The organism is Pseudoalteromonas sp. Of11M-6 (assembly GCF_022347905.1).
GTDB lineage: Bacteria > Pseudomonadota > Gammaproteobacteria > Enterobacterales > Alteromonadaceae > Pseudoalteromonas.
The window spans coordinates 34,187-58,387 of record NZ_JAKRFW010000035.1; the positions used below are offsets into that span (position 1 = coordinate 34,187).

23 protein-coding genes are annotated in these 24,201 nt (G+C 42.1%); 3 read left to right on the forward strand and 20 right to left on the reverse strand.

All coding sequences use genetic code 11. The features are described from left to right. Window positions 1–58: 58 nt before the first annotated feature. Window positions 59–2,581, reverse strand: coding sequence for a M14 metallopeptidase family protein (locus MHN32_RS16180; RefSeq protein WP_235368852.1), 2,523 nt, complete (start codon window positions 2,579–2,581; stop codon window positions 59–61). Window positions 2,582–2,726: 145 nt separating this feature from the next. Between MHN32_RS16180 and nfuA the strand changes: the two genes are divergently transcribed. Further along, window positions 2,727–3,302, forward strand: a complete 576-nt coding sequence (gene nfuA, locus MHN32_RS16185; RefSeq protein ID WP_010378467.1) for a Fe-S biogenesis protein NfuA — start codon at window positions 2,727–2,729, stop codon at window positions 3,300–3,302. Then, window positions 3,302–3,580, forward strand: a complete 279-nt coding sequence (locus MHN32_RS16190) for a hypothetical protein (protein ID WP_235368851.1) — start codon at window positions 3,302–3,304, stop codon at window positions 3,578–3,580. The genes nfuA and MHN32_RS16190 overlap by 1 nt, the downstream gene beginning before the upstream one ends. 10 nt (window positions 3,581–3,590) lie before the next feature. Here the strand turns inward: MHN32_RS16190 and dinF are convergent, their stop codons facing one another. Then, complete coding sequence (gene dinF, locus MHN32_RS16195; protein WP_275440419.1) at window positions 3,591–4,922, reverse strand: MATE family efflux transporter DinF; 1,332 nt, start codon at window positions 4,920–4,922, stop codon at window positions 3,591–3,593. Here dinF and MHN32_RS16200 point away from each other — a divergent pair. Further along, window positions 4,887–5,930 (forward strand): polysaccharide deacetylase family protein, encoded by a 1,044-nt coding sequence (locus MHN32_RS16200; RefSeq protein WP_235368849.1) that lies wholly within the window; start codon window positions 4,887–4,889, stop codon window positions 5,928–5,930. The two genes, dinF and MHN32_RS16200, sit on opposite strands and share 36 nt — an antisense overlap. A 33-nt stretch (window positions 5,931–5,963) precedes the next feature. Here the strand turns inward: MHN32_RS16200 and MHN32_RS16205 are convergent, their stop codons facing one another. The 18 genes from MHN32_RS16205 to lexA all read right to left on the reverse strand — a co-directional run bounded on the left by MHN32_RS16205 (window position 5,964) and on the right by lexA (window position 23,652). Next, window positions 5,964–6,992: a chemotaxis response regulator protein-glutamate methylesterase gene (locus tag MHN32_RS16205; RefSeq protein WP_235368848.1), complete on the reverse strand. Its 1,029-nt coding sequence runs from the start codon at window positions 6,990–6,992 to the stop codon at window positions 5,964–5,966. 9 nt (window positions 6,993–7,001) lie between these two features. Continuing rightward, window positions 7,002–7,616 (reverse strand): chemoreceptor glutamine deamidase CheD, encoded by a 615-nt coding sequence (cheD, locus tag MHN32_RS16210; RefSeq protein ID WP_010604353.1) that lies wholly within the window; start codon window positions 7,614–7,616, stop codon window positions 7,002–7,004. Next, the gene (locus MHN32_RS16215; protein ID WP_095728126.1) at window positions 7,603–8,433 is read right to left on the reverse strand and encodes a protein-glutamate O-methyltransferase CheR; all 831 of its coding nucleotides are present in this window, start codon (window positions 8,431–8,433) and stop codon (window positions 7,603–7,605) included. Before MHN32_RS16215 ends, cheD begins: the two co-directional genes overlap by 14 nt. A gap of 51 nt (window positions 8,434–8,484) precedes the next feature. Beyond that, complete coding sequence (locus tag MHN32_RS16220) at window positions 8,485–11,172, reverse strand: methyl-accepting chemotaxis protein (protein ID WP_235368847.1); 2,688 nt, start codon at window positions 11,170–11,172, stop codon at window positions 8,485–8,487. Window position 11,173: 1 nt separating this feature from the next. Continuing rightward, complete coding sequence (locus MHN32_RS16225; protein ID WP_010604350.1) at window positions 11,174–11,695, reverse strand: chemotaxis protein CheW; 522 nt, start codon at window positions 11,693–11,695, stop codon at window positions 11,174–11,176. Then, the gene (locus MHN32_RS16230; RefSeq protein WP_235368846.1) at window positions 11,692–13,776 is read right to left on the reverse strand and encodes a chemotaxis protein CheA; all 2,085 of its coding nucleotides are present in this window, start codon (window positions 13,774–13,776) and stop codon (window positions 11,692–11,694) included. Before MHN32_RS16230 ends, MHN32_RS16225 begins: the two co-directional genes overlap by 4 nt. Window positions 13,777–13,794: 18 nt before the next feature. Continuing rightward, on the reverse strand, window positions 13,795–14,157 hold the full coding sequence (locus tag MHN32_RS16235) for a response regulator (protein WP_010378447.1): 363 nt from the start codon (window positions 14,155–14,157) through the stop codon (window positions 13,795–13,797). A 9-nt stretch (window positions 14,158–14,166) separates the two neighbouring features. Continuing rightward, on the reverse strand, window positions 14,167–14,439 hold the full coding sequence (locus MHN32_RS16240; protein WP_010604348.1) for an STAS domain-containing protein: 273 nt from the start codon (window positions 14,437–14,439) through the stop codon (window positions 14,167–14,169). A 155-nt stretch (window positions 14,440–14,594) separates the two neighbouring features. After that, window positions 14,595–15,188 (reverse strand): SCO family protein, encoded by a 594-nt coding sequence (locus MHN32_RS16245; protein ID WP_010604347.1) that lies wholly within the window; start codon window positions 15,186–15,188, stop codon window positions 14,595–14,597. After that, window positions 15,185–16,084: a heme o synthase gene (gene cyoE / locus MHN32_RS16250; RefSeq protein WP_029215745.1), complete on the reverse strand. Its 900-nt coding sequence runs from the start codon at window positions 16,082–16,084 to the stop codon at window positions 15,185–15,187. Before cyoE ends, MHN32_RS16245 begins: the two co-directional genes overlap by 4 nt. Next, window positions 16,068–17,081: a COX15/CtaA family protein gene (locus MHN32_RS16255; protein WP_227386784.1), complete on the reverse strand. Its 1,014-nt coding sequence runs from the start codon at window positions 17,079–17,081 to the stop codon at window positions 16,068–16,070. Before MHN32_RS16255 ends, cyoE begins: the two co-directional genes overlap by 17 nt. Before the next feature lie 9 nt (window positions 17,082–17,090). Further along, a complete protein-coding gene (locus tag MHN32_RS16260; protein ID WP_239422330.1) occupies window positions 17,091–17,582 on the reverse strand; it encodes a transmembrane cytochrome oxidase associated protein in 492 nt (163 codons plus the stop codon). Next, a complete protein-coding gene (locus tag MHN32_RS16265; protein WP_235368844.1) occupies window positions 17,575–18,303 on the reverse strand; it encodes an SURF1 family protein in 729 nt (242 codons plus the stop codon). Before MHN32_RS16265 ends, MHN32_RS16260 begins: the two co-directional genes overlap by 8 nt. Window positions 18,304–18,517: 214 nt before the next feature. After that, window positions 18,518–19,393, reverse strand: coding sequence for a cytochrome c oxidase subunit 3 (locus MHN32_RS16270; RefSeq protein WP_239422331.1), 876 nt, complete (start codon window positions 19,391–19,393; stop codon window positions 18,518–18,520). Further along, the gene (locus MHN32_RS16275; RefSeq protein ID WP_102057671.1) at window positions 19,383–19,961 is read right to left on the reverse strand and encodes a cytochrome c oxidase assembly protein; all 579 of its coding nucleotides are present in this window, start codon (window positions 19,959–19,961) and stop codon (window positions 19,383–19,385) included. Before MHN32_RS16275 ends, MHN32_RS16270 begins: the two co-directional genes overlap by 11 nt. Then, window positions 19,961–21,535: a cytochrome c oxidase subunit I gene (gene ctaD / locus MHN32_RS16280; RefSeq protein ID WP_102057672.1), complete on the reverse strand. Its 1,575-nt coding sequence runs from the start codon at window positions 21,533–21,535 to the stop codon at window positions 19,961–19,963. Before ctaD ends, MHN32_RS16275 begins: the two co-directional genes overlap by 1 nt. Further along, on the reverse strand, window positions 21,535–22,677 hold the full coding sequence (coxB, locus tag MHN32_RS16285; protein ID WP_010604340.1) for a cytochrome c oxidase subunit II: 1,143 nt from the start codon (window positions 22,675–22,677) through the stop codon (window positions 21,535–21,537). Before coxB ends, ctaD begins: the two co-directional genes overlap by 1 nt. Before the next feature lie 360 nt (window positions 22,678–23,037). Continuing rightward, the gene (gene lexA, locus MHN32_RS16290) at window positions 23,038–23,652 is read right to left on the reverse strand and encodes a transcriptional repressor LexA (protein ID WP_102057673.1); all 615 of its coding nucleotides are present in this window, start codon (window positions 23,650–23,652) and stop codon (window positions 23,038–23,040) included. Window positions 23,653–24,201: the final 549 nt, after the last annotated feature.

Genomic DNA, 24,201 nt, shown 5'->3' on the forward strand with positions numbered 1-24,201 from the left:
CAATAGATATCAATCAAATCGCTAGAAATCTCGCTGCACAGATAAGCTGTTCTGGACCTTATATGCCGTGCGCAAAGAACAACGCGTTATTTAGCAGTCGGCTAGAACCGAACCAAAAGCCACGAAATACCGGATTGTCAGTCATTCCTACAGCCACTCCACGTCCAGACTTTGACGCAATCAAGACAGAAGAACCTGCGATCTGTTCAACGTTAATATTATCAGCATACCCTGCCAATAAAGGCTTTTTAGTATACGTCAACGACTCGATAAATGGTTTATTATTACGATGCATCACCCAAGTGCTATTTTTAAAGACAGGTAATTCCTGGTTCTCAAAGCCAAAAGACAAAGGATGGCTTAAATCCAAACGCGCATCAAAAATTGCGCCGGCAATCCGCTGTTTTGCCGAAAGGCTATCTTGATCTGCAAAGGTGAGATTTTTGCTGTCAAACTGGGCTCGCATTTCTTTGCTTGAAACCATTTCAGCGTCTAGTAGCTGCTGTTCGATTAGCCACTGCGCACCACGCTTTTGCCCCCAAATCACACCGCCTTTAGCAACCCAACTCAAGAGCTTAGCTTTGCTCTTGTCACTTAAATCTCCATATTTACCATCAGCCAATAAAATGTGGGTATAGCGCGTAAGATCGAGTTTCTCGATATGCTGCTTTTCCACAATCGACGGGGCAAGTTTTAAATGCCTATCCAAATGATACCAAAGCTCACCCGCTTCATATTGACTTACACCCGCACCACCTATGATGAGCACTTCTGGCTTTTGCAGCTGCAGCATCTGTCTTGAACCAAAATCGACGCCACTTTGGGTAAGGCCTGTAGTCACACTATATACTGGAAGTGAAAGCTCTCTGGCGATTGTTTCAAGCTGAGTAAACCAGTCCGCTTGCTGCTGAATACCACTTGCAATCACCAATGTCCCGACCTGAAAGTCATGAGAGCCTGAGGTGGTTGACGCTGAAAATGGTGACATTGCAGCTGCTACTTTCACTCCAGCCTGTAAGAGTCGATTTGCTAATTGTGGCGCCAGGTAATGATGCCACTCTATGGTGTAGGCATAACTTCCTGCAACGGGAGCCAATAGATTTGAGTCAGTGCTCGATTCACCTTGAAGCTTTAAACCCCAGCCACTTTTTACTGCGGCAAAATCTAAATCATAAGCATACGGCATCGTCCAACCTGAAACATCGTAGAACGTGTTGTCCTTAAAATGCGTCTGTGTGCTAAATAGTGCTTTTATCAAGCGATATTGCGGCTGGGCCAGTGGAATGTATAAATCCCCTTGCTGATATTCGGTGTTATCAACTTCTTTGGCTTTTGAGAGGTATTTCACCTCTATCTGATGCTGCTTCAATAAATCCACAAACGCTTGAAAACGGTAGTTATCTTTGCCGCGAGCAACAACGTAACCGTTGATTTCATCTTTACTCGCAAGCTCGTTCACTTGTTGATAAAACTGCTGCTGATAATCAAGTAAAGCGCGTCGATGCGTCGTGCTGGCTTGAAATGTCGAGAGACTCGTCGTGACCTGATTTTTAATCGTTTCAGGAAAACTCAACACGCCATACTGAGTTTCTTGTGCATGCCCTCTACTACTCGCTTGTTCGAATAAAATGCCAACCGCACCATTTACGTCAGGGTACGTAGAACCTTTACCATAATAAAAGTCATCAAAACTCTCTTGAGTAAAATATAACTCCCCTTGCGCATCAAGAGCTTTGGCATGAAACTTACCAATCTCGTTGGTTAGCGCTACGTTTTGTAATGGGGTAATTGGGTGAGTCCTTGATGGGATCCCTGGTTGGAAAAAATACGTACTATTTGGTCCCATTTCATGAAAATCGGTCAGTACGTTAGGTTTCCAACGATGGAACGCTTTGATCCGTGCTTTTGATTCAGGATGCTGTAGTAGTAACCAATCACGATTGAGGTCAAACCAATAATGGTTAGTGCGACTAGAAGGCCAAGACTCATTATGCTCACGATGTGCAGGATCGGTTGATAGAGACATGCTCTTATTGGCGTTTGCCCATGTAGCAAAACGTGATAAGCCATCAGGGTTCAAGGCTGGGTCTAACAATATCACCGCATTATCAAGGAGCTGCGTAACAGACTCGCCCTGCGCCGCGGCTAAATAATATGCCATGAGTACCGCGGCATTGCTTCCTGAAGACTCATTACCGTGCACGCTATAGCCCATCCACATCACAACAGGCTGGTCTGAACGGTTTTGGCTACTGCTCAATGAAGCAATATGATCTTGCTGAATACGTGCCAAGTTTTGTTGGTTTTGTGGCGAGCTCGCTTTTAGGAGTAACAAAGGACGTCGCTCATGGCTAAACCCGATTGTTTCGACACTCAACCTTGGGCTTTCACTTGCAAGGGTATGTAGATAATTAACGATTTGATCGTGGCGCAAATGCCACTGCCCAACTTCATATCCAAATGCTTGTTTTGGCGTAGTTATTGTGGGATCAAATTTTACTTCATCGCCAAAATAATAGGCAATGGGCTTGGCCTGCAAGCTAAAGCTCAACAGCACGATAATACAGCTTATTAACCGCATGATAATGTCCTTTAATTCCGATTACTTTTCAAGCTAACAAGCACACCGCCGATTGCCAAATTTTTACGCCGAACACTAGCGACAACACGACGAGGAGAGTATGATACGTATTAACCGAGTAATTTAGTCAAGTATAGAGCGAATTATGATCCATATTTCAGATTCTGCCCAAAGCCATTTCGCGAAACTATTAGCCGATCAGGCTGAAGGCACCAATATTAGGGTTTTCGTGGTTAATCCAGGCACCTCTCAAGCTGAGTGTGGCGTGTCATATTGCCCAGCAGATGCCGTTGAACAAAGCGATATCCGCTTACCGTTTAATGGTTTTGAAGCCATCGTTGATGAAGAAAGTGCACCATTTTTAGAAGAAGCCGATATCGATTTCGTTACCGATAAAATGGGGAGTCAGTTAACGCTTAAGGCACCAAATGCCAAAGCTAAACGATTACGTGACGATGCGAGCCTAGCTGAACGCGTAGAGCACATGCTTGTGACAGAAGTAAATCCACAGTTGGCCAATCATGGTGGTCAAGTTAGCCTAGTAGAAATTACCGCAGATGGTATTGCAGTACTTCAATTCGGCGGTGGTTGTAACGGCTGCTCAATGATTGATGTCACATTGAAAGAGGGCATCGAAAAAGAGATGATCGCTAAGTTTGAAGAAATCAATGGCGTACGTGACATCACAGAGCACGCGCGTGGCGAACACTCTTACTATTAATGAGCAAAACCCTCATTTATCGCTTAGGGTCTCACCCTAAGCGAAGCCTCAAATTTTTCCTTTTTGGCCTTGTTATTGTGTTACTCGCGGGTGCTTTAATCGCACTGGGTTATTATCAAGATCATCGCTTTCAAATCGCAGGTTTAGTGCTTTTATTTCCTGGTTTGTGCTGTGCCTTTTACGGTTATATTGGTATTTTTTCTAATCGCTTTTCTCAAGTGATAGAAGCCAGAGAAAAACGCCGCCAAGCCCTAAAAGATAACGACCCATTTGCTTAACGCAGCTCCATTATTCGAGTAAAGCAGCTTCTCGAGAGAGCCGATGATATTTATATGCCAAAGTCAATCCACGCAACCCCATAAAACAACTCATCGCAAGCCAGAGCGCATGATTACCGAGTGGCAATGCAATCAAAAACGGCAAGAAGAAACCGAATACCGCAGAAACTAACATGCTGTTTCGCATTTCTTTAGCACGAGTAAGCCCCACAAAGATACCGTCAAATAAAAAGCAACTCATGGCAATCAAAGGTAATAGCACCAACCAAGGTAAGTAAGTACCTGCTAACGTTATCACTTCGGGGATATTGGTTAATAAGCTAATGATCCAGCCACCAGCTAGATAAAAAATAGCGCTGTATAAAAGCGCAAATGCAGCCCCCCAAAACAGGCTTACTTTTACCCATAATTGCAATTGCCCCAACGAGCCTTGTCCTTTTGCTCTGCCGACCTTAGCCTCCGCAGCATAAGCAATACCGTCCATCGCAAAGCTGACTAACATCAAAAAATTCAGTAAGACAGCGTTGGCCGCTAGTGTGATCTCACCAAGCCTTGCGCCATAGAAAGTCATGAAACTAAAGCAGAGTTGTAAGATTAAGGAACGAATAAAAATATCACGATTCAAGGTGAGTAAACTGAACCACTGTGCGCGCTTTGGTAGAGTGAATTTCAACGTAATACCGTGACGCTTTGCGACCAATGCGCTCAAAAACAAGGATAAGCCTAATGCCGAATAGTCTGCAATCAGTGAAGCCCAAGCTGCGCCTGCTACTCCCCACTCAAATCCGACAACAAATAAAATGTCCAAAGCTATATTCACTATGTTTGTGAACAACACCAGATAGAATGGCCCTCGCCCGTAATGCATCCCAAGCATAAAGCCCAGCAGCACAAGGTTTAACATTGCTGCAGGCGCACTAAATACACGGATTTGAAAATATAATTTTGCTTGCTCAAATACTTCACTAGAAGCATTTGAAAGCTGAGCAATAACTTGGATCAGCAGAGGAGATAACACAATCAAACTCATGGCGAAGAGCAGCGCAATGAGCATACTGGTATATAGTGAACGTGTTAGCTTGTCATGGTCCTGCTGGCCGCTTGATTGAGCGATCACCCCTGTTGTACTCATTCGCAAAAAACTTGCAAGCCAAAATAGTACCGAAATAGCGCTAGAGCCAAGCGCAATCCCAGCCAAAAAATGCGCATCTCCCATATGACCAATCACCGCTGTATCGACTAATCCTAACAGTGGCACCGTAATATTTGATAGTATCATCGGACCTGCAAGTAGTAAGAGGCTCAGATGTTGCGCTTTATGGCATTTAAGAAATTGATACAACATATTATTTTTGGTTTGGCCCTATTTTCAGCAAATAGTTGGAGTGCGGTTATCTTACAGTATCATCACGTGAGTGAGAAACTCCCAGCGGTCACCAGCGTGAGTGAAGAAACCTTTAAATCTCATCTTAACCACATTAAAGAACATGGTTTTTCAGTGATACCTTTACCACATTTGTTAGATAGCCTGAAGTCGGGTAAGTCTCTACCAGAAAAAACGTTAGCTATCACCTTTGATGATGGCTATGAAAACAATATCACTGCGGCGGCCCCGATCCTGGAATCTTTTGGCTTTCCTTATACTATTTTCGTCAACCCTCAACTTATTGACGAAAAGAAAAGCTATGTCATGACGTGGGATGAACTGAGAGCATTAGCAAAACGCGGGGCTATTATCGCAAATCATAGTGCTAAGCACGATTACCTCCATCTCAAACTAAAAGATGAAACAGCGGCGCAGTGGCGTGCGCGTGTTGAGGGCGATATCACATGGTCACAGCAGCGTATTAAAGAAGAAATTGGCCACGATTACCCCTACCTCGCATACCCGTACGGCGAGTTTAATCATGAATTACAAAAACTAGTAGCAGAGCTTGGACTTATTGGTATTGGGCAACACTCTGGTGCGGTTGGTGTTTCTTCAGATTTTACACGTATCGCTCGCTTTCCCGCATCAGGAAACTACAGCAACTTAGAAACATTAAAAACTAAACTCGAGACCAAAGCGTTCTCTCTACAAAAATTAGATTACCTTGATAGCGTCACGAACAATAAATCCCCAGCAATCACGTTGCATTTTAACAATAAGGATTTTCATCAGAGTCAATTTGCATGCTACGTTTCAGGTGTTGGGCAAGCTGAGCTGACATGGCTATCAGAAACCAGCGTACGTATCCAAACCCCGAAAGCACTATCCATAGGACGGTCACGATATAACTGTACTGCGCCTTCAATCAAAGACACAGGACGATATTATTGGTTTTCACAACCTTGGGTTATTGAAAAATAACAGCTTTGGGTAGGAACAAATTAGCTCTTACCCTTACTTTTTAACCGCGCTCAGCATGGTTTCAGTCACTTTACTCAAAGGTACCAGACTTTGCACTGCACCAAGCTCGTACGCTGCTCTAGGCATTCCCCATACTACACAGCTTAGTTCATCTTGTGCAAACGTCTTGGCACCAGCGACTTTCAAAGCTAGCATTGCTTTTGCTCCATCACTACCCATCCCCGTGAGCATAGCAGCACAAACATGCTTCCCCATTGGCACAAGGGAGTTAAATAACACTTCAACTGAGGGTTTATGACGATTAACAGGCTCAGTATCATCTAATCGGCAGACATATCCGGTTGCAGTGTGTGCCACCTTGAGATGTTTGTCTCCCGGTGCTATGAACACATGACCTGGTAATAAAACATCACCATCTTCCGCTTCTTTGACTGATACCGCACAGGTGCGATCCATTCTTTGCGCGAATGAGGTACTGAAAACTGGTGGGATATGTTGGGTGATAACAACAGGAGGCGCGTGTGTTGGTAATCGCATAAGCACTTCTCTGATCGCTTCAGTTCCTCCAGTTGAGGCGCCTATGGCTAAAATAGTATTACGCGAAAATGTATAGTTACGGCCAATTTCTAATTCGCTTTCCTGTTTTGGTGCTTTAAAAGCCCTCACTCTAGCACCAGCCGCTACTCTAATCTTCTTAACCAGTAAATCGGAATAAGACATTAAGGTATCAGTAACATTGCTGGTGGGCTTAGAAATAAAATCAACTGCACCTAACTCTAGTGCTTCTATCGTGGCGGGTGAGCCCTCTTGGGTCAACGTAGAGATCATCACAACAGGCATAGGCCTTAAACGCATTAAGTTTTTAAGAAAATTAATGCCATTCATTTTTGGCATTTCTATATCCAAAGTTAATACGTCAGGCGAAGTAGATTTAATGAGCTCTCTAGCTTCATAAGGGTCTTCCGCGGTGCCAACGACTTTAATACCATCCGCCTGACCTAGTATTTCTTTTAACAACCCACGAATTAACGGCGAGTCGTCAACAATCAGAACTTTGATCATATTTCACACCTAAAATAGCTCAATATCCGTTTTATTGTCTTGAGCCTCAATGTCATGTAAGTAACGCACTTCACGTTGTTCAATTGTGTTATTGTGCATGGTTCGTAACTTTTTCACTTGCGCTTTGCCACTTTGAGGATGAAAGATAACTTTTCTTGGCCAGGGGCCACCTACATCCTGTGAAATTAAATTCAAACTTTCCTCTTCCACATAGGCTTGAGCAAACCTGATGTTCCCTTCCCCAATATCAGTCATTGCGCTAATAATTTTTCCACCGCCAAAAAGTTTGATTTTTAAATTGCTTCTAGACGCCCCATTTTTGAGTACTTCATTTATCAGATACTCCATCGCCCAGTTACCATAACGACAATTTAGGTCATCCGCATGCACTTCTCGTAGCGCTTTCGCTCCGGGTAACATAAAGTGATTCATACCACCTATCCCCAATTTCTCGTCATATACGCAAGCTGCAATACAAGACCCTAATACCGTCGAAATCAATTCGTCCTGCTTAGATACATAAAATTCCCCAGGTAATACTTTTGCAACGACTTTAGAACGTCCTGAATCCCAAAAGCGTTTTACATGTTCGAATCCTCTGAGAACAGGTCTAAACTCTCTCATTCAACTGGCCTTTTTGATAAATGGTTTTACCTAGGTTTTTAAATTCCAGATGCTCTTTTCCCATCGTCTCGGAGTGCCCGATAAGTAAGTAACCATTGGGAACTAACATGTCATGATATTGCTCAAACAACTTATCTTTGGTTTCTTTATCAAAATAAATCAAAACATTACGACAGAAAATAACATCAAAGGGTCCTTTCATTGGCCATGGCTCTAGAAGATTAAGTCGTTTAAAATGGATGAAAGATTGCAATTTAGGCTTCACTTTATACATTGCTCCATCTGCACTTCTAAGAAACCATTTTTTGAGCTTATCTTCATCTAAACCCGTGACGTTATTTGCCGTATATTCTCCGAGACTCGCTTTGCCCAAGACGTTGGAATCTAGATCTGTTGCTAGCACTTTGACGTCCCAACCACTTGGAAAAGCATTCGCAATGGTCATCGCGATACTATAAGGCTCTTCACCTGTAGAGCATCCAGCAGACCAGATTCGGACTCTTCTGTCGTGTTTGTGCCTAGCAATAATTTCAGGAACTATTCTTTTCGTTAAGAACTCGAAGTGATGATTTTCTCGAAAGAAAGAAGTTAAGTTAGTTGTTATTGCATTAATAAAATGGCTAAACTCAACATCTTGATTTTCTTCCAAAAAAGACAAATACGCCTCAAATGATTTTAGCCCGTTGGCTCTTATGCGCCTTGCTAACCTTGAGTAAACCATTTCCCTTTTATGCGGCCCGAGTACTATGCCGCATGTGTCATAGACCCGAGCCGAAATTTCGGAAAAATCCTTATCGGTCAACAGAAACTCTCGCATCGTCGTATTCCTTCAGCCAACCCCACTAAGGAATTGGTCTATTACCAAACCCTAAAACTCTTCCCACTCTTCCGAGTCATCAGCAAACTGATTACTTCTCGTGTTTTGCTGCGAGGGCTTATTGGAGTTCATTGTCCGTTTTGGTAATTGCTTTTCTGGCGCTTTATAGTTCTTCGGTGACTCAGATATTTCTAAGCTACGGTGTGAAGATTCATCAAGAGTGAAGAAGTTTAATAATCTTCTCATATCATTTGCTTGCTCAGCCATCGACTCCCCTGCGGCTGACGCTTCTTCAACTAAGGCAGCATTTTGCTGCGTCATTTCATCCATTTGTGACACTGCTTTATTAACCTGCTCAATACCTGAACTCTGCTCAATCGACGCTTCAGCAATGTCAGAAATCATGTTTGTCACCCGCTTAACAGACTCAACTATTTCTTTTAGTGTTTCACCTGACTCATTAACCAGTAACGTACCATCTTCAACCTTACTTACACTGTCTCTGATCAGGTCCTTAATTTCTTTAGCTGCTGCGGCAGAGCGCTGAGCTAGATTACGAACTTCACCAGCAACCACAGCAAATCCTCTACCTTGCTCTCCAGCCCGAGCTGCTTCAACGGCTGCATTTAATGCCAATAGGTTTGTCTGGAAAGCAATTTCATCAATAACACCTATAATGTCAGCAATTTTCTTACTTGAATCATTAATTTCAGACATGCTTTCAACTGCGCGTGTGACTACTTCACCGCCTTTGGTCGCCTTGTCACAAGTATCTTCAGCCAACTCATTAGCTACTTTCGCGTTATCTGCATTTTGTCTAACTGTGCTCGTCATTTCTTCCATGCTAGAAGCAGTTTCCTCTAGCGAGGAAGCTTGCTCCTCGGTCCGCTGACTCAAATCTGCGTTTCCTTGAGATATTTCATCTGCACCACTGGCAACTAGATTTGCAGATGTACGTATGCGACCAAGCATTTCGGTTAACTTCTCAGCAGTGGTGTTTGCGTCTTTTTTGAGCTTTTCATAAGCCCCGCGATAATCGCCTTCAATACGCCTAGTCAAATTACCAGTCGCCAATGCGTCTAACATATCCCCCATGTCTGTAACAGTCTCATCGACAGTAGACACTAAACTATTTAACCCTTTGGTTAGTCTTAAATAGAAGCCATCTTTCCCATCTTCTGATAAACGAACACTAAGGTTACCAGCGTTAGCCGACTGAACGAGGCCATTCACCTCTTTCTCAATCGTAACTTCTTTGGTTCTATCTTCCCATTCGACAACGGTGCCCACGCGTTCATTATTGCCGTCAAATATCGGATTGGCGACTAGACCAAAGGTTCTTCCGCCGACAACGATTTCCGTTTTATACTCAGTTTCGAGCCGAGAAAGCATACTGCGTTGATGACTTGGGTTGCGGTGGAATACATCAATATTCGCCCCCATAAGATGGTTACTGTCAAAATTAGGCAGGTCACGCCTTAGGTCGCTCTCAGCATTTCTCATCATATCTTTCACTGCGCGATTCAAGTAAACGATCTCAAACTGCTCATTTGCTATCATCGTATTCGTTGAAACGTTGTCTAATGCTCTTCGGACGCGTAAGTTTTCAGCTGCGGCAGTTTTCTCTTCTTCTTCACGAACTAAACGCTCTGTTTTGTCGTCCCACTCTACAACGGTACCAATCCGCTTTTTCTCTTCATCAAACACCGGAGTCGCAATTAAACCAAAGGTGAAGCCAGCAACTTTGATATCTGTACTGTATACATCACTCAGTTTCTCAAGCAGATTTCTTTGATGGCTAGGGTTCGCATGAAACACATCAATACATTGCCCTACAAGCGTATCCACATCAAAGTTCGGTAATGATTTTCTAAGCTGCGTTTGATTGTCTCTCAACATTCGCACAACCGAATCATTAACATAAATAATATTCAATCCTTCGTCCGCTAGCATTACGTTTGCCTGACAAACGTCCAGCGCGCTCGATATACGAGCATTGTGACTCGCCAAGTCCGCCTGCTTTTTCTCTAGCGCTAATTCTCTTGTAAGGTCTTTCCACTCAACTAAAGTCGCGATCCTTTGCCCTTCATCATCGAAAACAGGCGTGGCAATAAGATCAAAGGTCAAACCTGCCACTTTGATTTGTGTGACATATGGACGGGTCAAATTAGCTAGGATGCCTCTCTGATGGCTGGGGTTTTTATGAAATGTATCAATGTTTGCACCAATCAAACTATCGACATTAAAGCCTGGCAATTCTTGCTGTAACTTAGCCTGATTTTTACGCAGCATACTGGTTACGGAATCGTTCAAATACACAATATTGAGAGAAGCATCTGCAAGCATAACATTGGCCTGACAGACCTTTAAAGCTAGCAACAAACTATGGCTATGATCTTGACTATCTACTGCGTCACCATTTAATAAATTAGCAACCGCTTTGTATAAGGATGATTGACGTGACGCATTACTTGCATTGAGTAAGCTAGCATCTTTACTCTCTATCGCGGGAACAATTTCCTCAACATCTTGCAACTTAGAAAGCAGAATATTTGCGCTTTGCTTAAGTAGTAAAATTGCCAGCACCACACTGACAGCTGCTATAACCATCGCCACATAGGCCTGTGTAGACATATTAATATTCAACATTTGAACACTAATTGCCAAGCCCACAAATATTATGGCACCCGCAATCAGAACCCTATTGTTGAGTTGACTTGCTAATGCTTGATCGCTCATGTTATCCCCCGACAACCAATTGCTCATTCTGCTTGACTTCAAGATCTAATATCTTCTTCAAATTTAAAAGTACGACCATTTTTTCACCAACATTTACAAGTCCTTGTACAAATTGACTATTTTCCGAGTCTTGAAAATCTGGAACATCCTTCGCTGTTTCTTCGTTGATGCTGTATACGTCAGAAACAGCATCAACAACTAACCCCATAATTTTTGTTGCCTCTTTTATTACAACGGAGACAACGATAACCACGGTTAGAGCTCCATATTCGATTTGCGGTAAGCCGAATCGAATCCTTAAATCTATGATTGGTACTATCGTGCCACGTAAATTAATCGCACCGTTCACATACTTAGGAGCATTTGGAATTGCAGTGACTTCTTCCCACCCTCTGATTTCCTGTACGGCCAGAATATCCATGCCATACTCTTCGCCCGCCATCATAAAGGTGAGAAATTGTGTATCGTCATCTCTGTCTGCAAGCATGACTTGTTCATTAATCGAGGCTTTTTCAGTGATCATGACACCACCTCATCTAACTCTTGTTCTACTAATAACTCTTGAGTTCCTGGACGCTTTAAGCCGCTCAGTTTGATAAGACCACTAATATCGACAATTAAAGAGACTCTGCCATCACCTAAAATTGTCGCCCCTGAGATCCCATTTACTTTCTGATAATTCGCTTCGAGACTTTTAATAACGACCTGTTGTTGCGCCAGTAAATCATCAACCAACAACCCCACTTTGTGATTATCACTCTCAACAACCACTAACAGTGTTTTATCCAACTCTTCTATTGCACCACCATGATTAAATAATTGATATAGCCTTAGTATTGGTATGTATTCATCTCGTAACCGTAGCACCTCTAAGCCATTACCTACTTTGCTCACTTTTTTAATATCTATTTGTAAAGACTCAACAATAGAAATAAGTGGAATGATGTAGGTATGCTTTGCAACTTTAACCAGTTGACCATCAAGAATGGCCAGCGTTAATGGCAATCTAATTGTAAACGTTGAGCCAACCCCTTTTGCTGAAGTTACTTCAACGCTGCCGTTTAATGCTTGAATATTTCTTCGAACAACGTCCATACCCACGCCGCGACCAGAGATATCACTCACTTCATCGGCTGTTGAAAACCCAGGCCTAAAAATAAGTTCATTAACCTCTTCAATAGTCAGCTCATCAGTTGCTTGAATTAGGCCATTGGCAATCGCTTTACTTTTTATTTTTTCGGTATTCAAGCCTCTGCCGTCATCCATGATTTCAATCACAATATTTCCACCTTGGTGGAAAGCATTCAGTGTCACCGTACCCACAGGATCTTTTCCGGCTTTTATTCTGTCTTCCGGTGTTTCTAAGCCGTGATCCAAAGAATTTCTTACTAAATGCACCATAGGATCGGAAATTTTTTCCATCACGGTTTTATCTAATTCTGTTTGCTCTCCTAGCAGTTTTAGCTCAACCTGTTTGTTCAACTTCTGTGATGTGTCTCTTACTAAACGAGGAAATCGGCTGAAGACAAAACTAATAGGTAACATCCTGATCCGCATTACATTTTCTTGTAAATCTCGCGTATTATGGGCTAATTGAGCGAGGCCTTCTTGCATCGCAGCAAGCGTATTTTCGGTCGGTTCTTGCTCGCCTAATTGAGTCAACATAGCTTGGGTAATAACCAACTCCCCTACCATATTGATAAGCGAATCAACTTTATCAATCCCAACACGGATCGAAGTCGATTCTGCTGATTTCTTGCTAGCCTCAGGCTTAGCCTTTGTCGCTGAGGATGTTTTTGGTACATCAATATTTTGAGTGTCGTTGCTCGACGCTTCTTTCTTCTCACTCTCTGGTTCTGGCGTTGTGGAGACACTCACATCATCTTCAAATAAACCACCACATAAGGTAATAGAAATTTCAGCATCATCCTCAACCCACTCAAATACTTCTTTAATCGCCGACTCTGGATGACTGGTTGTTAAGTATAACCGCCAACTGAGGTAGCAATCCTCTGGATTGAAGTCATCAATTTCAGGTATTGCATCACAAAACGCATGAGTTTCTAAATCCCCCAATTCTGATAGCTCACTTAACATATAGAGCGGTTCGTTACCGGTTTTAAACAAGTGGGGGAGCGGTTTAAAGTCTATTTGATAGGTTTGAGATTCTTGCCCTTGAGGTATGCTATCGGCAGTATCTGAGCTAACACTCTCTTTACCACCTAAAATCTCTTCAAATTTAACTTTCAACTCATTCGCATTGGAGAGATCTGGCTCTTCTTCGGCTTGTAATGCGGTTAGTAAGGCCCTTAAACAATCAACGGATTGGAGCAGCAAATTGACATGTTCAGCGGTCAACTGTCGACGCCCATCCCTGATTTGATCGAGTAAGGTTTCCAACACATGCGTGAAATTAGCGACAGAAGTAAAACCAAATGTTCCACTGCCACCTTTGATGCTGTGTGCTGCGCGAAATATAGTATTGATCGTTTCTGAGTCTTCATGGCCTGGCTGTAAATTCAGCAGCTCAGCTTCCATTATGTCTAGGCCTTCAAAGCTTTCTTCAAAAAAGACATCAAAAAATTGGCTTAAATCAATACTCATATCGACGCCTCTCTGTATCTATCTTATGACTTTTTTCAATACCGCTAGTAGTTGTTCAGGGTTGAATGGCTTCACTATCCAACCAGTTGCTCCCGCCGCTTTACCTTCTGTTTTTTTATCTAACCCCGACTCGGTGGTCAGCATTAGTAAAGGGGTGAACTTATAGTTGGGTAGGCTACGCAGCTCTTTAATAAGTGTGATCCCATCCATTACAGGCATGTTTACATCAGAGATCACGGCATCGAACCCTTGTTGCTTGGCAATAGATAGCGCTTCACTGCCATCTTTGGCTTCCGTAACATCAAAACCTGCTTTTTTCAAAGTAAAGCCAACCATTTGGCGCATTGACGCCGAATCATCCACAGCTAAAATCTTTTTCATATTCACCTCTTAATTTTCAATACTATGGAATAAATAATGGGTTAATCCCAACTCATTGACAGCCTGCGCTAAAGCGTCACTTTCACCATGCCATACAATTTTATGTTCTAACGAGAGCAAGTGTTTCTGTACGGCACAGAGCAGTTGTATAGATGCTGTATCGGCTCTTTGCACTTCACTAATATCAATCGTGATGTCTGATGTTTCCATAGAGTCTTGGAAAATCTGATGGTACAGGCTTTCCACATGGTTAATCGCCATTTCAGGTGGAAGTTTCAACATGAGCTGAAGACTATCCTTGTAAAAATGAGTAATAAAATTAGCTTAGACCGTGATGGTAAAAATGCCACAAAGATTGATTAAAAATCCGCAAATAATTAAAGCGTTAGAGGTAAGATAGTGCAGCGACACTAGGGTCGACCAGTGTCGCTATAAGACTAATTGATGATCTTCTCAAGGTCAGCAAGAAGTAGTTTGTCATCGATTGTAGGGACAGCTCCCACTGTATGTGTAGGTTTGAAAATAGCCTCAAGCTGACCTTTTGGGTTAATTAATGCTACAGACGCACTATGATCAACATAATACTCTTCTGTCTGTTCCTGATTTATTGCGTATATTAAACCGAGATCTCTCACAAACGGAAATAAAGCAGAATGCTCGGCAGATACCGCTTTAAAATCAGGATCAAAGTGCTTGATGTAGGCCAAACGCTTTTCTTCAGTATCTCGGTTGGGATCGACCGATACAAACCATACTTGTAAGTCACCTTTATTTTTTACAGATTGATATACGTGAGTTAATTTCAACAGCGTCATCGGACACACGTCGGGACAACTCGTGTAGCCCAAAAATAGCAAATTCCATTTATCGGTAAAGTCTTGGTTTGAGACTATCGCACCGTGTTGATCCCTTAATTCAAACGCTTTAACGTCCTTAGGCTTTGGGTACCAAACCACTTTTTCCGACACATCTGGTGCAGGCCCACAACCAAACAAAGTTAACATAGAGATAATTAACAGAAATTTTTTCATATAAATGCTTTATCCACAAAAAGTGCAATGAACACTATCAAAAGATGCCAGATAGAGAAATAAAATACCCTCATAGCATACTCTAAACTATTTGTTCTCATAAGCTTTGTCGCTTTGTAAATAAAAGCGACATTTGCCATACCAGAGACCAACAAGTAGATCCAACCAGACATTCCCACTAGATAAGGGAGCAAACAGACTAAAGTCAAAATGATGGTATAAAATAGCACGCAGAGTTTTGTAAATTCGTTTCCATGCGTTACTGGTAACATGGGGACTTCGGCTTTTTCGTAGTCTCGTTTACGAGCAATAGCTAATGCCCAAAAGTGGGGAGGTGTCCAAGCAAAAATGATCATTACTAACAACCAAGGCTCTGCACCAAGCTGACCAGTCTCACTGACCCAACCTAACAGGGGTGGCATCGCTCCTGCTAACCCCCCAATTACTATGTTTTGAGGTGTTGCGCGTTTTAACAATAACGTATAAATCACGGCATAACCGAATAGCGCGGCTAAGGTAAGTAGCGCACATAACTGATTGGCGAAAATAGTTAATAGAGCATACCCAGAAATTGCGAGGCCTATCGCAAAGATTAAAGCTGATGATACAGAAACAGAGTCTGTCGCTAACGGTCGGTTTCGTGTTCGCGCCATCTTTTTATCTATTTCTCTATCCACGATATGATTTACAGCTGCTGCACTACTCGAAAGCAAACCAATGCCAAACAAACTCATTAATTGTGCCAATAATGTTTTATCACTTTGTGGTGCTAACATCATCCCGACCCAAGCAGTAATAACCAACATACATACTACTTTGAACTTACACATGCCAAAGTAGGCTTTGAATAAAGTAGTTGCTTTTTGAAGCTCTGAAAAACTAGTTAATTGAAGCATGTTTTACTCCTACTTTTTGCGCCAAGCTGATAAAGAAACACAATTTCACCATTGCTAATAACACCATTGCTGCCATGAAGTTATGGAATAAGGTCAACAACAGAGGAAATTGGAAGTGTACGATTGCCCCCCCCACCAAAACTTGTATAGAAACTAAAGCTAAAACGACAAGCGCTGAATGTCGGAGTAAGTGGTTTTGACCAGCTCTAAGGAGTGGCCAACATGCAGCAAGTAGCGTTAAAACGGTAACAACTGCCCAAACCCGATGGATAAAGTGAATAGATACTCTAGATTCAAACGGTAACACTCCAAACTCGTAGGTCGCTGAAGCTTCAGGAAGCGTAAATAAGCTCTGCCAAGAGAAAAGCTGAAGGTTGTCACATAGTGGCAGCCCTGTACAATGTGGAGCAGCATAATTGGCTGCAAGCCACCCACCAAGCGCAATTTGTATAATCAACACACCAAGAGCCACATAACATAAACGACAGGTAAGGCTGGTTACACTAGCTGTAATAGTGGTGTATTTCAGCCTTAAAACCAATAACACCAGCAATGCAAGAATACTAAACCCACCTAGTAAATGACCCATCACAATGACTGGCTGTAAATTCATCGTCACGGTCCACATCCCAAGTGCCCCTTGAAATAACACAAGCAATAGCAGTAGATAGTAGTGACGGTTAGGGCTTTCTGTATTTTGCTTTTTGAACAGCCTTATGCATGCAAGTGCCAAAATAAGTAACCCGAGGAAGCTGGCAAAATAGCGATGGATCATTTCAATCCAAGCTTTTTCTGCTTCCACTTCTAAATGTGGAAAATTGTCTTTAGCCGCAGATAGTTCATGAGTCTCATTTGGTACTGTTAAAAAGCCGTAACACCCAGGCCAATCTGGACACCCAAGTCCCGCGTCACTTAAACGTGTGAAGGCGCCAAGTGTCACTACAGTTATTGCGACGAAACAGGCAAATATTGCGATTTTTATTTTTACCTTGGACATATTTACCTCCTAACTTGAACGAGAGTAATTCAATAATTTCTTCAAATCACTCAGTAGCCCTTTTTGCACATTTCGCATTTCTTCTAAGCTTACTACTGGTGCATACTTGAGTACAAATAACCCTGTTTTATCAACCAAATAGAGATAATTTTCGTCTAACTGGTTGAGGTATATCGGCAAAGAAGTAGCGTACTCAATACCTTTTTCATTTCGCTCTTGTAATACCACAAGCGATACTTTCTGCTGGTTTTTCCCCAGCGCTAAATACAAATTAGGTAAGCTATCTAGTAGTAAAGAACATTGCTTATTACACTGTTTTGGTCGCTGGTAAACGATACTCCACTCAGTATCTAAAACCAGCTCTGATTGGCGAACCTCCTGACTTAAAAATTCACCGTGATTAGTCGTGCTATGTGGTATCCAGCCTACCTTCAGGGCAACAAATGCCAACAGTAAGGGGAATACGAACAGCCCTATAAACCATGCCGCACTTTTAGACATTTTTATTCTCCTTTTTTGAAAGTTTCCAGCCAATTACTACCGCAGCCAAGGCAATAAGCAACCACTGTAAAGCATAAGCTTCATGTTTTTGCGGTGACATTACTACCGGTTGATAATGGGGCTCAGTCCCGGCAAATCTGTTTTTAGTCATGTAGGCAATTAGAGGTAAAAGAGGTTTACCTGACTCCGCAGATAAGTAATCAACATCAATATATTGGATCACAGATTGTTTTGTTGCCTCCTCTGCCGCAGACTTAGCTAAGGTGAACCGCTTACTAGCACTAGATTTGATATAGACAGGTAGAGAAACGGTACCACTTGGAAGAGAAAAAACGGTAGGCACGCGACTAGCTTGCTGTGGCACAAAACCCAAATTCACAGCTAGATACTCATCAGTTTCGGAAATTTTAATAATGCCAATTACATCAAAACCGACTCGGCCTTTCACGACTTGATTATCTAAATACCAAACCGCATCGCCTACAAAATTCCCTGTAATCGACACTTCAGCATTAACATATTGCGTTAGCGGCTGGGGTGTTACTTGCTGCTCATTAGCTACGCCTAGCGATTTTTCAATCTCAACTTTATGCTGCAACACATGTTTTTGCTGTGCTCTTTGCCACTGCCAATAAGAGAGCGAGCCACATAAAAGAACAACTATTAATGCTGCCAATATGGGGGGTTTTGATCTACCTTTAAAAAGTGCACCTAAATCCATCGGACACCCCTTATGATTAAAATTATTATTGTTGTACTGCTACTACTCGTTTTTCTAAATCTATTTAGAGCTATGCTAGTCATGCTCAAGTCAGAGCAACAAGAGTCGATGGCGAGGCTATTGCAACAAAGAGTTTATGCATCAATAGCTGTCGTACTTCTAATCTGTCTTGCTGCTCAATTTGGCTTTATAAAACTACACTCTTCACCCGTTGTTACAACACATAAACAAATACAAACAGGCACAACCAAACAACATCAACAAAATGCCAATACCAAGCCCCAGCTTGAAAAGCAAAGTGGTTCTTAGCGGTAAAGTGGCCCTTCAACACCCTGATCCATATAACGAAAAGAATAATCGCGCCAAGAGTGACATGAAAGCCATGAAATCCTGTCAGTAAAAAGAATGTATTACCGTAAACCCCCGACTGGAGAGTTAACCCCAGATCTTGGTAAGCGTGAATATACTCTTCCACTTGCAAGGTTAAGAATGCGACGCCAAGTAGTACTGTTAATCCCAAGAACGCCTTTACTTTCGCCCGTTGCTCTTTTTCTAAAGCTACATGAGCAAAGCTAAGGGTGACTGATGATGCTAATAGAATAATCGTATTGATCATTGGAAGTCCCTGCCAACCCATAGCTTGAGTGACAGTTCCATCTGGAGTTGTGAGCAATGGCCATACAGCTTCAAATTGAGGCCATAAAACCTCATTGGTACTGGCATTATTACTTGCACCGCCTAACCACGGCACAGCTATCATTCGTGCATAGAAAAGTGCACCAAAAAAAGCAGCAAAAAACATAACCTCGGAAAAGATAAACCATCCCATTCCTTGCTTGAACGAACGATCCATTTGGGCAGAATATAACCCATTTTGAGATTCTTGGATCACATTCCTGAACCAACCAAAAATCATATAGATCAGCACAGCAATACCCACGAGCAGTAGCATTACTCCACTATTACTGGTTGATTTAAGTTGAATAATCGTTAAGCCAGCGCCAACAGCGATAAAGAAAAGTGCAAAAGCCCCGACGATTGGCCATGGACTTTGCTCAGGCACGTAATATTTTTCTTGTTCATGGTTCATATTTGAACTCCTCTCGAGCAACTAGCATATTCAGTCCATCACTGTCTTGTTTGCTAACTCGCTCTGTAATATCAAACAACGTATATGAAAGCGTGAGTTCCTCAACATCACTTGGTAGCTCCGTATCTACATAAAACCTCAAGACAAACTCAACTTCTTCTTTGCCTTTCATTGATTGCTGATCAAAACAAAAGCAGGCCATTTTGTGTAAATACTTTGCAGCTTTCCCCGGGGACACTGAAGGGATCGCTTGCAACACACGCTCACTATCACTCAAGTTTTTTGCAATAAATTTGACATCGGTTAGCTTACCGGGTTGAACACTAACCGAATGTTCGACTGCATCGACCTTAAATGGCGCCTGGCTTTGACTATGCGTTGTGAAGCTCACATCTACTTGTCGACTTTGTGCAATTGACTCGCTCTGCTTTGCGATTTCCATGGATGGCTTACCATTTAGGCCTGTGACATCACAAAAAACGTCATATAGAGGAACCAGTGCAAAGGCAAAAGCAAACATACCTAGCGTCAACAAGATAAGCTTCTTAAGCAGGCGACCATGTTGCATTACTTAATCTCCGGTGGCGTTGAAAAGGTATGATAAGGAGCCGGAGATGGTACTTGCCACTCTAATCCCTCTGCCCCATCCCATACTTTCCCAGAGGCCTGCTCTCCACCTTTTATACATTTATAAACCACTGCAACAAACAACAGTTGAGAAAGACCGAATGCAAACCCTCCGATACTAATGATCGCGTTGAAATCAGCGAACTGTAGAGCATAGTCAGGGATCCGCCTTGGCATGCCAGCAAGACCAACAAAGTGCATTGGGAAGAACAATACGTTCACACTAACCAAGGAGAGCCAAAAGTGAAATTTAGCCAATTTGATATCAAACATGTGCCCCGTCCACTTTGGTAACCAATAATATGCGGCGGCCATTATTGAGAACACAGCTCCCGTAACTAACACGTAATGGAAATGCGCGACAACGAAGTAAGTATCGTGATATTGGAAATCGGCGGGAGTAATCGCTAACATCAAACCGGAAAATCCACCAATTGTGAAAAGTACGATGAATGCAATAGCAAAAAGCATAGGCACCTCAAAACTAATAGCACCTCGCCACATTGTAGCTACCCAATTAAAAACCTTAACGCCAGTAGGCACTGAAATGAGCATAGTTGCATACATAAAAAACAACTCACCAGCTAAAGGCATACCCGTTGTAAACATATGATGAGCCCAAACGACGAACGACAGCAGTGCAATTGAAGCGGTTGCATAAACCATTGATGCATAGCCAAACAGTTTCTTTCTTGAAAATGTCGGTACTATCGTAGAGATTATGCCGAAGGCAGGTAATATCATGATGTACACTTCAGGATGACCAAAAAACCAGAATATATGCTGGAACATAACAGGATCACCACCACCTGCTGCATCAAAAAAGCTCGTTCCAAAGAACTTGTCTGTCAGCACCATAGTTACGGCGCCAGCAAGTACCGGCATAACAGCTATCAGAAGAAATGCAGTTATCAACCAGGTCCAGACAAATAAAGGCAACTTCATCCATGTCATACCTGGAGCTCTAAGATTGACGATGGTCACGATAACGTTGATAGCACCCATAATAGAGCTAATGCCCATTATATGAACAGCAAAAACAAAAAACGCAGTATTGTCATTGCTGTACGTTGTAGATAGTGGCGCATAAAAAGTCCAACCGAAAGCAGGCCCGCCGCCTTCCAAAAATAATGACATCAGTAAAATTGCAAATGCAAAAGGTAGTATCCAAAAACTCCAGTTATTCATTCTCGGTAACGCCATATCAGGAGCACCAATCATCATTGGGATCATCCAGTTGGCAAGACCTGTAAATGCGGGCATTACTGCGCCAAATACCATTATTAGTCCATGCACTGTCGTCATTTGATTAAAAAAATGCGGATCTACAAGCTGTAACCCAGGTTGGAAAAGCTCGGCTCGGATCACCATCGCCATAGCACCGCCAATTAAAAACATGGTTAGTGAGAACAATAAATACAGTGTTCCAATGTCTTTATGATTGGTAGTAAACAGCCAGCGCTTTAAGCCTTTGGGAGCTGTATGGTGTGAATGTTCGTCTACGATGGCACTCATTACTTACCCTCCTCTAGTGCATCTATCTCACGCTGTATTTGGCTTGGCTGAATAACATCGCCAGTGTCATTACCCCAGCTATTTCTTTTATAGGTGATCACCCCCGCGATCTGCTTAATTGTTAATTGCTTTGCGAAAGATTGCATCGCAGTTCCTGGGCGACCTAAAAGTAGAATATCTATATGAGCTTTAATATCTCCAGTGACGACTTTACTTCCTTTCATTGCAGGGAAGACTCCTGGTAGCCCAAGCCCAGTTGGTTGATGGCAAGCTGCGCAATAAGCCATGTAAGTTTGTTCCCCAACCTCCATTAACTCTTCTTTCGAAAGAGTTTGTTGCGCAACTGCCTGTGACTCCGCCTCTGCTTTTGCTTTTTCAGCTTTAGCATCGTTAAGCCAACTATCAAATTTATCAGGACTTACGGCCTCGACGACGATTGGCATAAAGCCATGATCTTTGCCACATAATTCAGCACATTGGCCTCTATAAATTCCCTCATCGTTTACCTTTGCCCATGCCTCATTTATAAATCCCGGATTGGCATCCTTCTTCACCGCAAAATCAGGCACCCACCAAGAATGGATGACATCATCCGAGGTCATCAAAAAGCGGACTTTCCTATCTGTAGGAATAACTAAATGCTTATCAACTTCAAGCAGGTAATTTTCATTTTTTTCTTTAAGATCACTAATTTCATCTTTCGAAGTAGAGAGCAAAGAATAGAACTCAACATCATGCCCCATATACTCATAGTGCCATTTCCACTGAGAGCCTGTGACCTTAATGGTCAGATCAGCTTTACTCGTGTCTTCCATAGCAATAAGCGTTTTTGTGGCTGGTATTGCCATACCAATGAGTATCAGGAAGGGAATTGCAGTCCAAAGTATTTCCACTTTGGTGCTTTCATGAAATTGCGCCGCAACAACGCCTTTTGACTTTCTGTGTTTTATAAGCGCCCAAAACATAATCCCAAATACAATCACTCCAATGACACAACATATTAGAAATATGGTCATGTGAAGCTCATACACTTGATGACTAATGTCTGTAACACCTTGCCTCATATTGTAAGCGCTGTTAGCAAGTGAGGGCATGGCGATTAGCACCGCGATGAATGCTACAACTAATCGACAAATTTTCATTTGACGTCTCCTTCAAGACAACTCGTGGTTGTCTCTTGTTATTATTGGATGACTGTCATATTGTCTATTTGTACATAGACTTACTGCACGACTATTAACCAATTAGTCAAAAAACAAACAAATTGCAAGATTTTCGAGAAGACCGACTTTAGAATCAAAACTGGGGACTATAGGGAGTAAAACGAAGAATGATGAAAAATAGTGTATAAAGATCAGAAAACTAAAAATATTACTAAATGATTAAAGTCACTATAATTATCTAACTTTCACACAGTTAGAAAAGTTAATTATTACTTTCTAAACAAAATATAGTTAAAGCAAGCGCAACTTTATATTTAACGCTACGCTCGCTCTCATAAACTACATCCAGTCTGCACTTCGGATAACACCGACAGCTAACCCTTCAATGGAGAAATTTTGATGTTCTAGATCTACTTCAATCGCTTTAAATTCTTCATTCTCAGCATGTAAAAAAACTTTCTTTCCTTTCTTTTCAAGACGTTTAACAGTCACATCTTCTTCTACACGAGCAACTATCACTTGCCCATTTTCTGCCACTTGAGTTCTGTGAACAGCCAATAGGTCACCATCTATAATACCAATATCCTTCATGCTCATACCATTAACTCTCAAAAGGTAATCAGCATTAGGTTTAAAAAAACTAGCATCTACATTACAGTGGCTTTCTACATGTTGCTCTGCCAAAATAGGCTCACCAGCAGCAACACGACCAATAATAGGCAAACCAAGTTGTTCTGATTCATCCTCTACAAGTCGAATCCCTCGGCTTGCGCCTGGGACCATTTCGATAACTCCCTTTTTCGCAAGCGCTTTCAGGTGCTCTTCCGCTGCATTTGCACTCTTAAAACCCAAAGCATCAGCTATTTCAGCACGAGTTGGAGGCATGCCTGTATCTTTTATGAATACTTTTATTAATTCAAAGATTTGTTCTTGTCGTTTTGTTAGAGGACGCATTAACTGGTATTCCATACAGTGGTTTATTTACTGTAAGTATATACAGCTCAAAAAAAATCGCAAATGTTTCTTTCTTCGCCATATTTTAAGTGTATTTATTGATAGCATTAATTAGATCAGCATTAAACAAGAATCGAAGTCTGTGCTTCAGAGCATAACCTACGACTCTACGAAATAAGGATTATTAAGATTTAGGGCTGATAAATCACCTCCTACCATTTTGCACTGTGCTGATACTGTGGTGGGAGCGCATTTACTTAGGTTTAGAAAACCTCGCGAGGCTTTTTATATCTCAAATTTCTATACCTCAAATAGCAAAAAACCCGTCGCATTGCTACAACGGGTTTTGATGTACATGGGTGTTCCACATTATTTTTGAGCCGGAACTTCATTACAACCCATCGGTGGGTGAACCACCTCCTACCATGTTGCACTGTGCCTATACTGTGGTAGGAGCGAGTTTACCTCGCGAGGTTTTTAAATCACACATAGCAAAAAACCCGTTGCATCTCTGCAACGGGTTTTGATGTACATGGATGTTCGAATGTC

Excerpts from the sequence above, each read along its gene's own strand:
- MHN32_RS16180 (WP_235368852.1), bottom strand. The coding sequence starts at position 2,581 with ATGCGGTTAATAAGCTGTATTATCGTGCTGTTGAGCTTTAGCTTGCAG.
- nfuA (WP_010378467.1), top strand. The coding sequence starts at position 2,727 with ATGATCCATATTTCAGATTCTGCCCAAAGCCATTTCGCGAAACTATTA.
- MHN32_RS16190 (WP_235368851.1), top strand. The coding sequence starts at position 3,302 with ATGAGCAAAACCCTCATTTATCGCTTAGGGTCTCACCCTAAGCGAAGC.
- MHN32_RS16200 (WP_235368849.1), top strand. The coding sequence starts at position 4,887 with ATGTTGCGCTTTATGGCATTTAAGAAATTGATACAACATATTATTTTT.
- MHN32_RS16205 (WP_235368848.1), bottom strand. The coding sequence starts at position 6,992 with ATGATCAAAGTTCTGATTGTTGACGACTCGCCGTTAATTCGTGGGTTG.
- cheD (WP_010604353.1), bottom strand. The coding sequence starts at position 7,616 with ATGAGAGAGTTTAGACCTGTTCTCAGAGGATTCGAACATGTAAAACGC.
- MHN32_RS16215 (WP_095728126.1), bottom strand. The coding sequence starts at position 8,433 with ATGCGAGAGTTTCTGTTGACCGATAAGGATTTTTCCGAAATTTCGGCT.
- MHN32_RS16220 (WP_235368847.1), bottom strand. The coding sequence starts at position 11,172 with ATGAGCGATCAAGCATTAGCAAGTCAACTCAACAATAGGGTTCTGATT.
- MHN32_RS16225 (WP_010604350.1), bottom strand. The coding sequence starts at position 11,695 with ATGATCACTGAAAAAGCCTCGATTAATGAACAAGTCATGCTTGCAGAC.
- MHN32_RS16230 (WP_235368846.1), bottom strand. The coding sequence starts at position 13,776 with ATGAGTATTGATTTAAGCCAATTTTTTGATGTCTTTTTTGAAGAAAGC.
- MHN32_RS16235 (WP_010378447.1), bottom strand. The coding sequence starts at position 14,157 with ATGAAAAAGATTTTAGCTGTGGATGATTCGGCGTCAATGCGCCAAATG.
- MHN32_RS16240 (WP_010604348.1), bottom strand. The coding sequence starts at position 14,439 with ATGTTGAAACTTCCACCTGAAATGGCGATTAACCATGTGGAAAGCCTG.
- MHN32_RS16245 (WP_010604347.1), bottom strand. The coding sequence starts at position 15,188 with ATGAAAAAATTTCTGTTAATTATCTCTATGTTAACTTTGTTTGGTTGT.
- cyoE (WP_029215745.1), bottom strand. The coding sequence starts at position 16,084 with ATGCTTCAATTAACTAGTTTTTCAGAGCTTCAAAAAGCAACTACTTTA.
- MHN32_RS16255 (WP_227386784.1), bottom strand. The coding sequence starts at position 17,081 with ATGTCCAAGGTAAAAATAAAAATCGCAATATTTGCCTGTTTCGTCGCA.
- MHN32_RS16260 (WP_239422330.1), bottom strand. The coding sequence starts at position 17,582 with ATGTCTAAAAGTGCGGCATGGTTTATAGGGCTGTTCGTATTCCCCTTA.
- MHN32_RS16265 (WP_235368844.1), bottom strand. The coding sequence starts at position 18,303 with ATGGATTTAGGTGCACTTTTTAAAGGTAGATCAAAACCCCCCATATTG.
- MHN32_RS16270 (WP_239422331.1), bottom strand. The coding sequence starts at position 19,393 with ATGAACCATGAACAAGAAAAATATTACGTGCCTGAGCAAAGTCCATGG.
- MHN32_RS16275 (WP_102057671.1), bottom strand. The coding sequence starts at position 19,961 with ATGCAACATGGTCGCCTGCTTAAGAAGCTTATCTTGTTGACGCTAGGT.
- ctaD (WP_102057672.1), bottom strand. The coding sequence starts at position 21,535 with ATGAGTGCCATCGTAGACGAACATTCACACCATACAGCTCCCAAAGGC.
- coxB (WP_010604340.1), bottom strand. The coding sequence starts at position 22,677 with ATGAAAATTTGTCGATTAGTTGTAGCATTCATCGCGGTGCTAATCGCC.
- lexA (WP_102057673.1), bottom strand. The coding sequence starts at position 23,652 with ATGCGTCCTCTAACAAAACGACAAGAACAAATCTTTGAATTAATAAAA.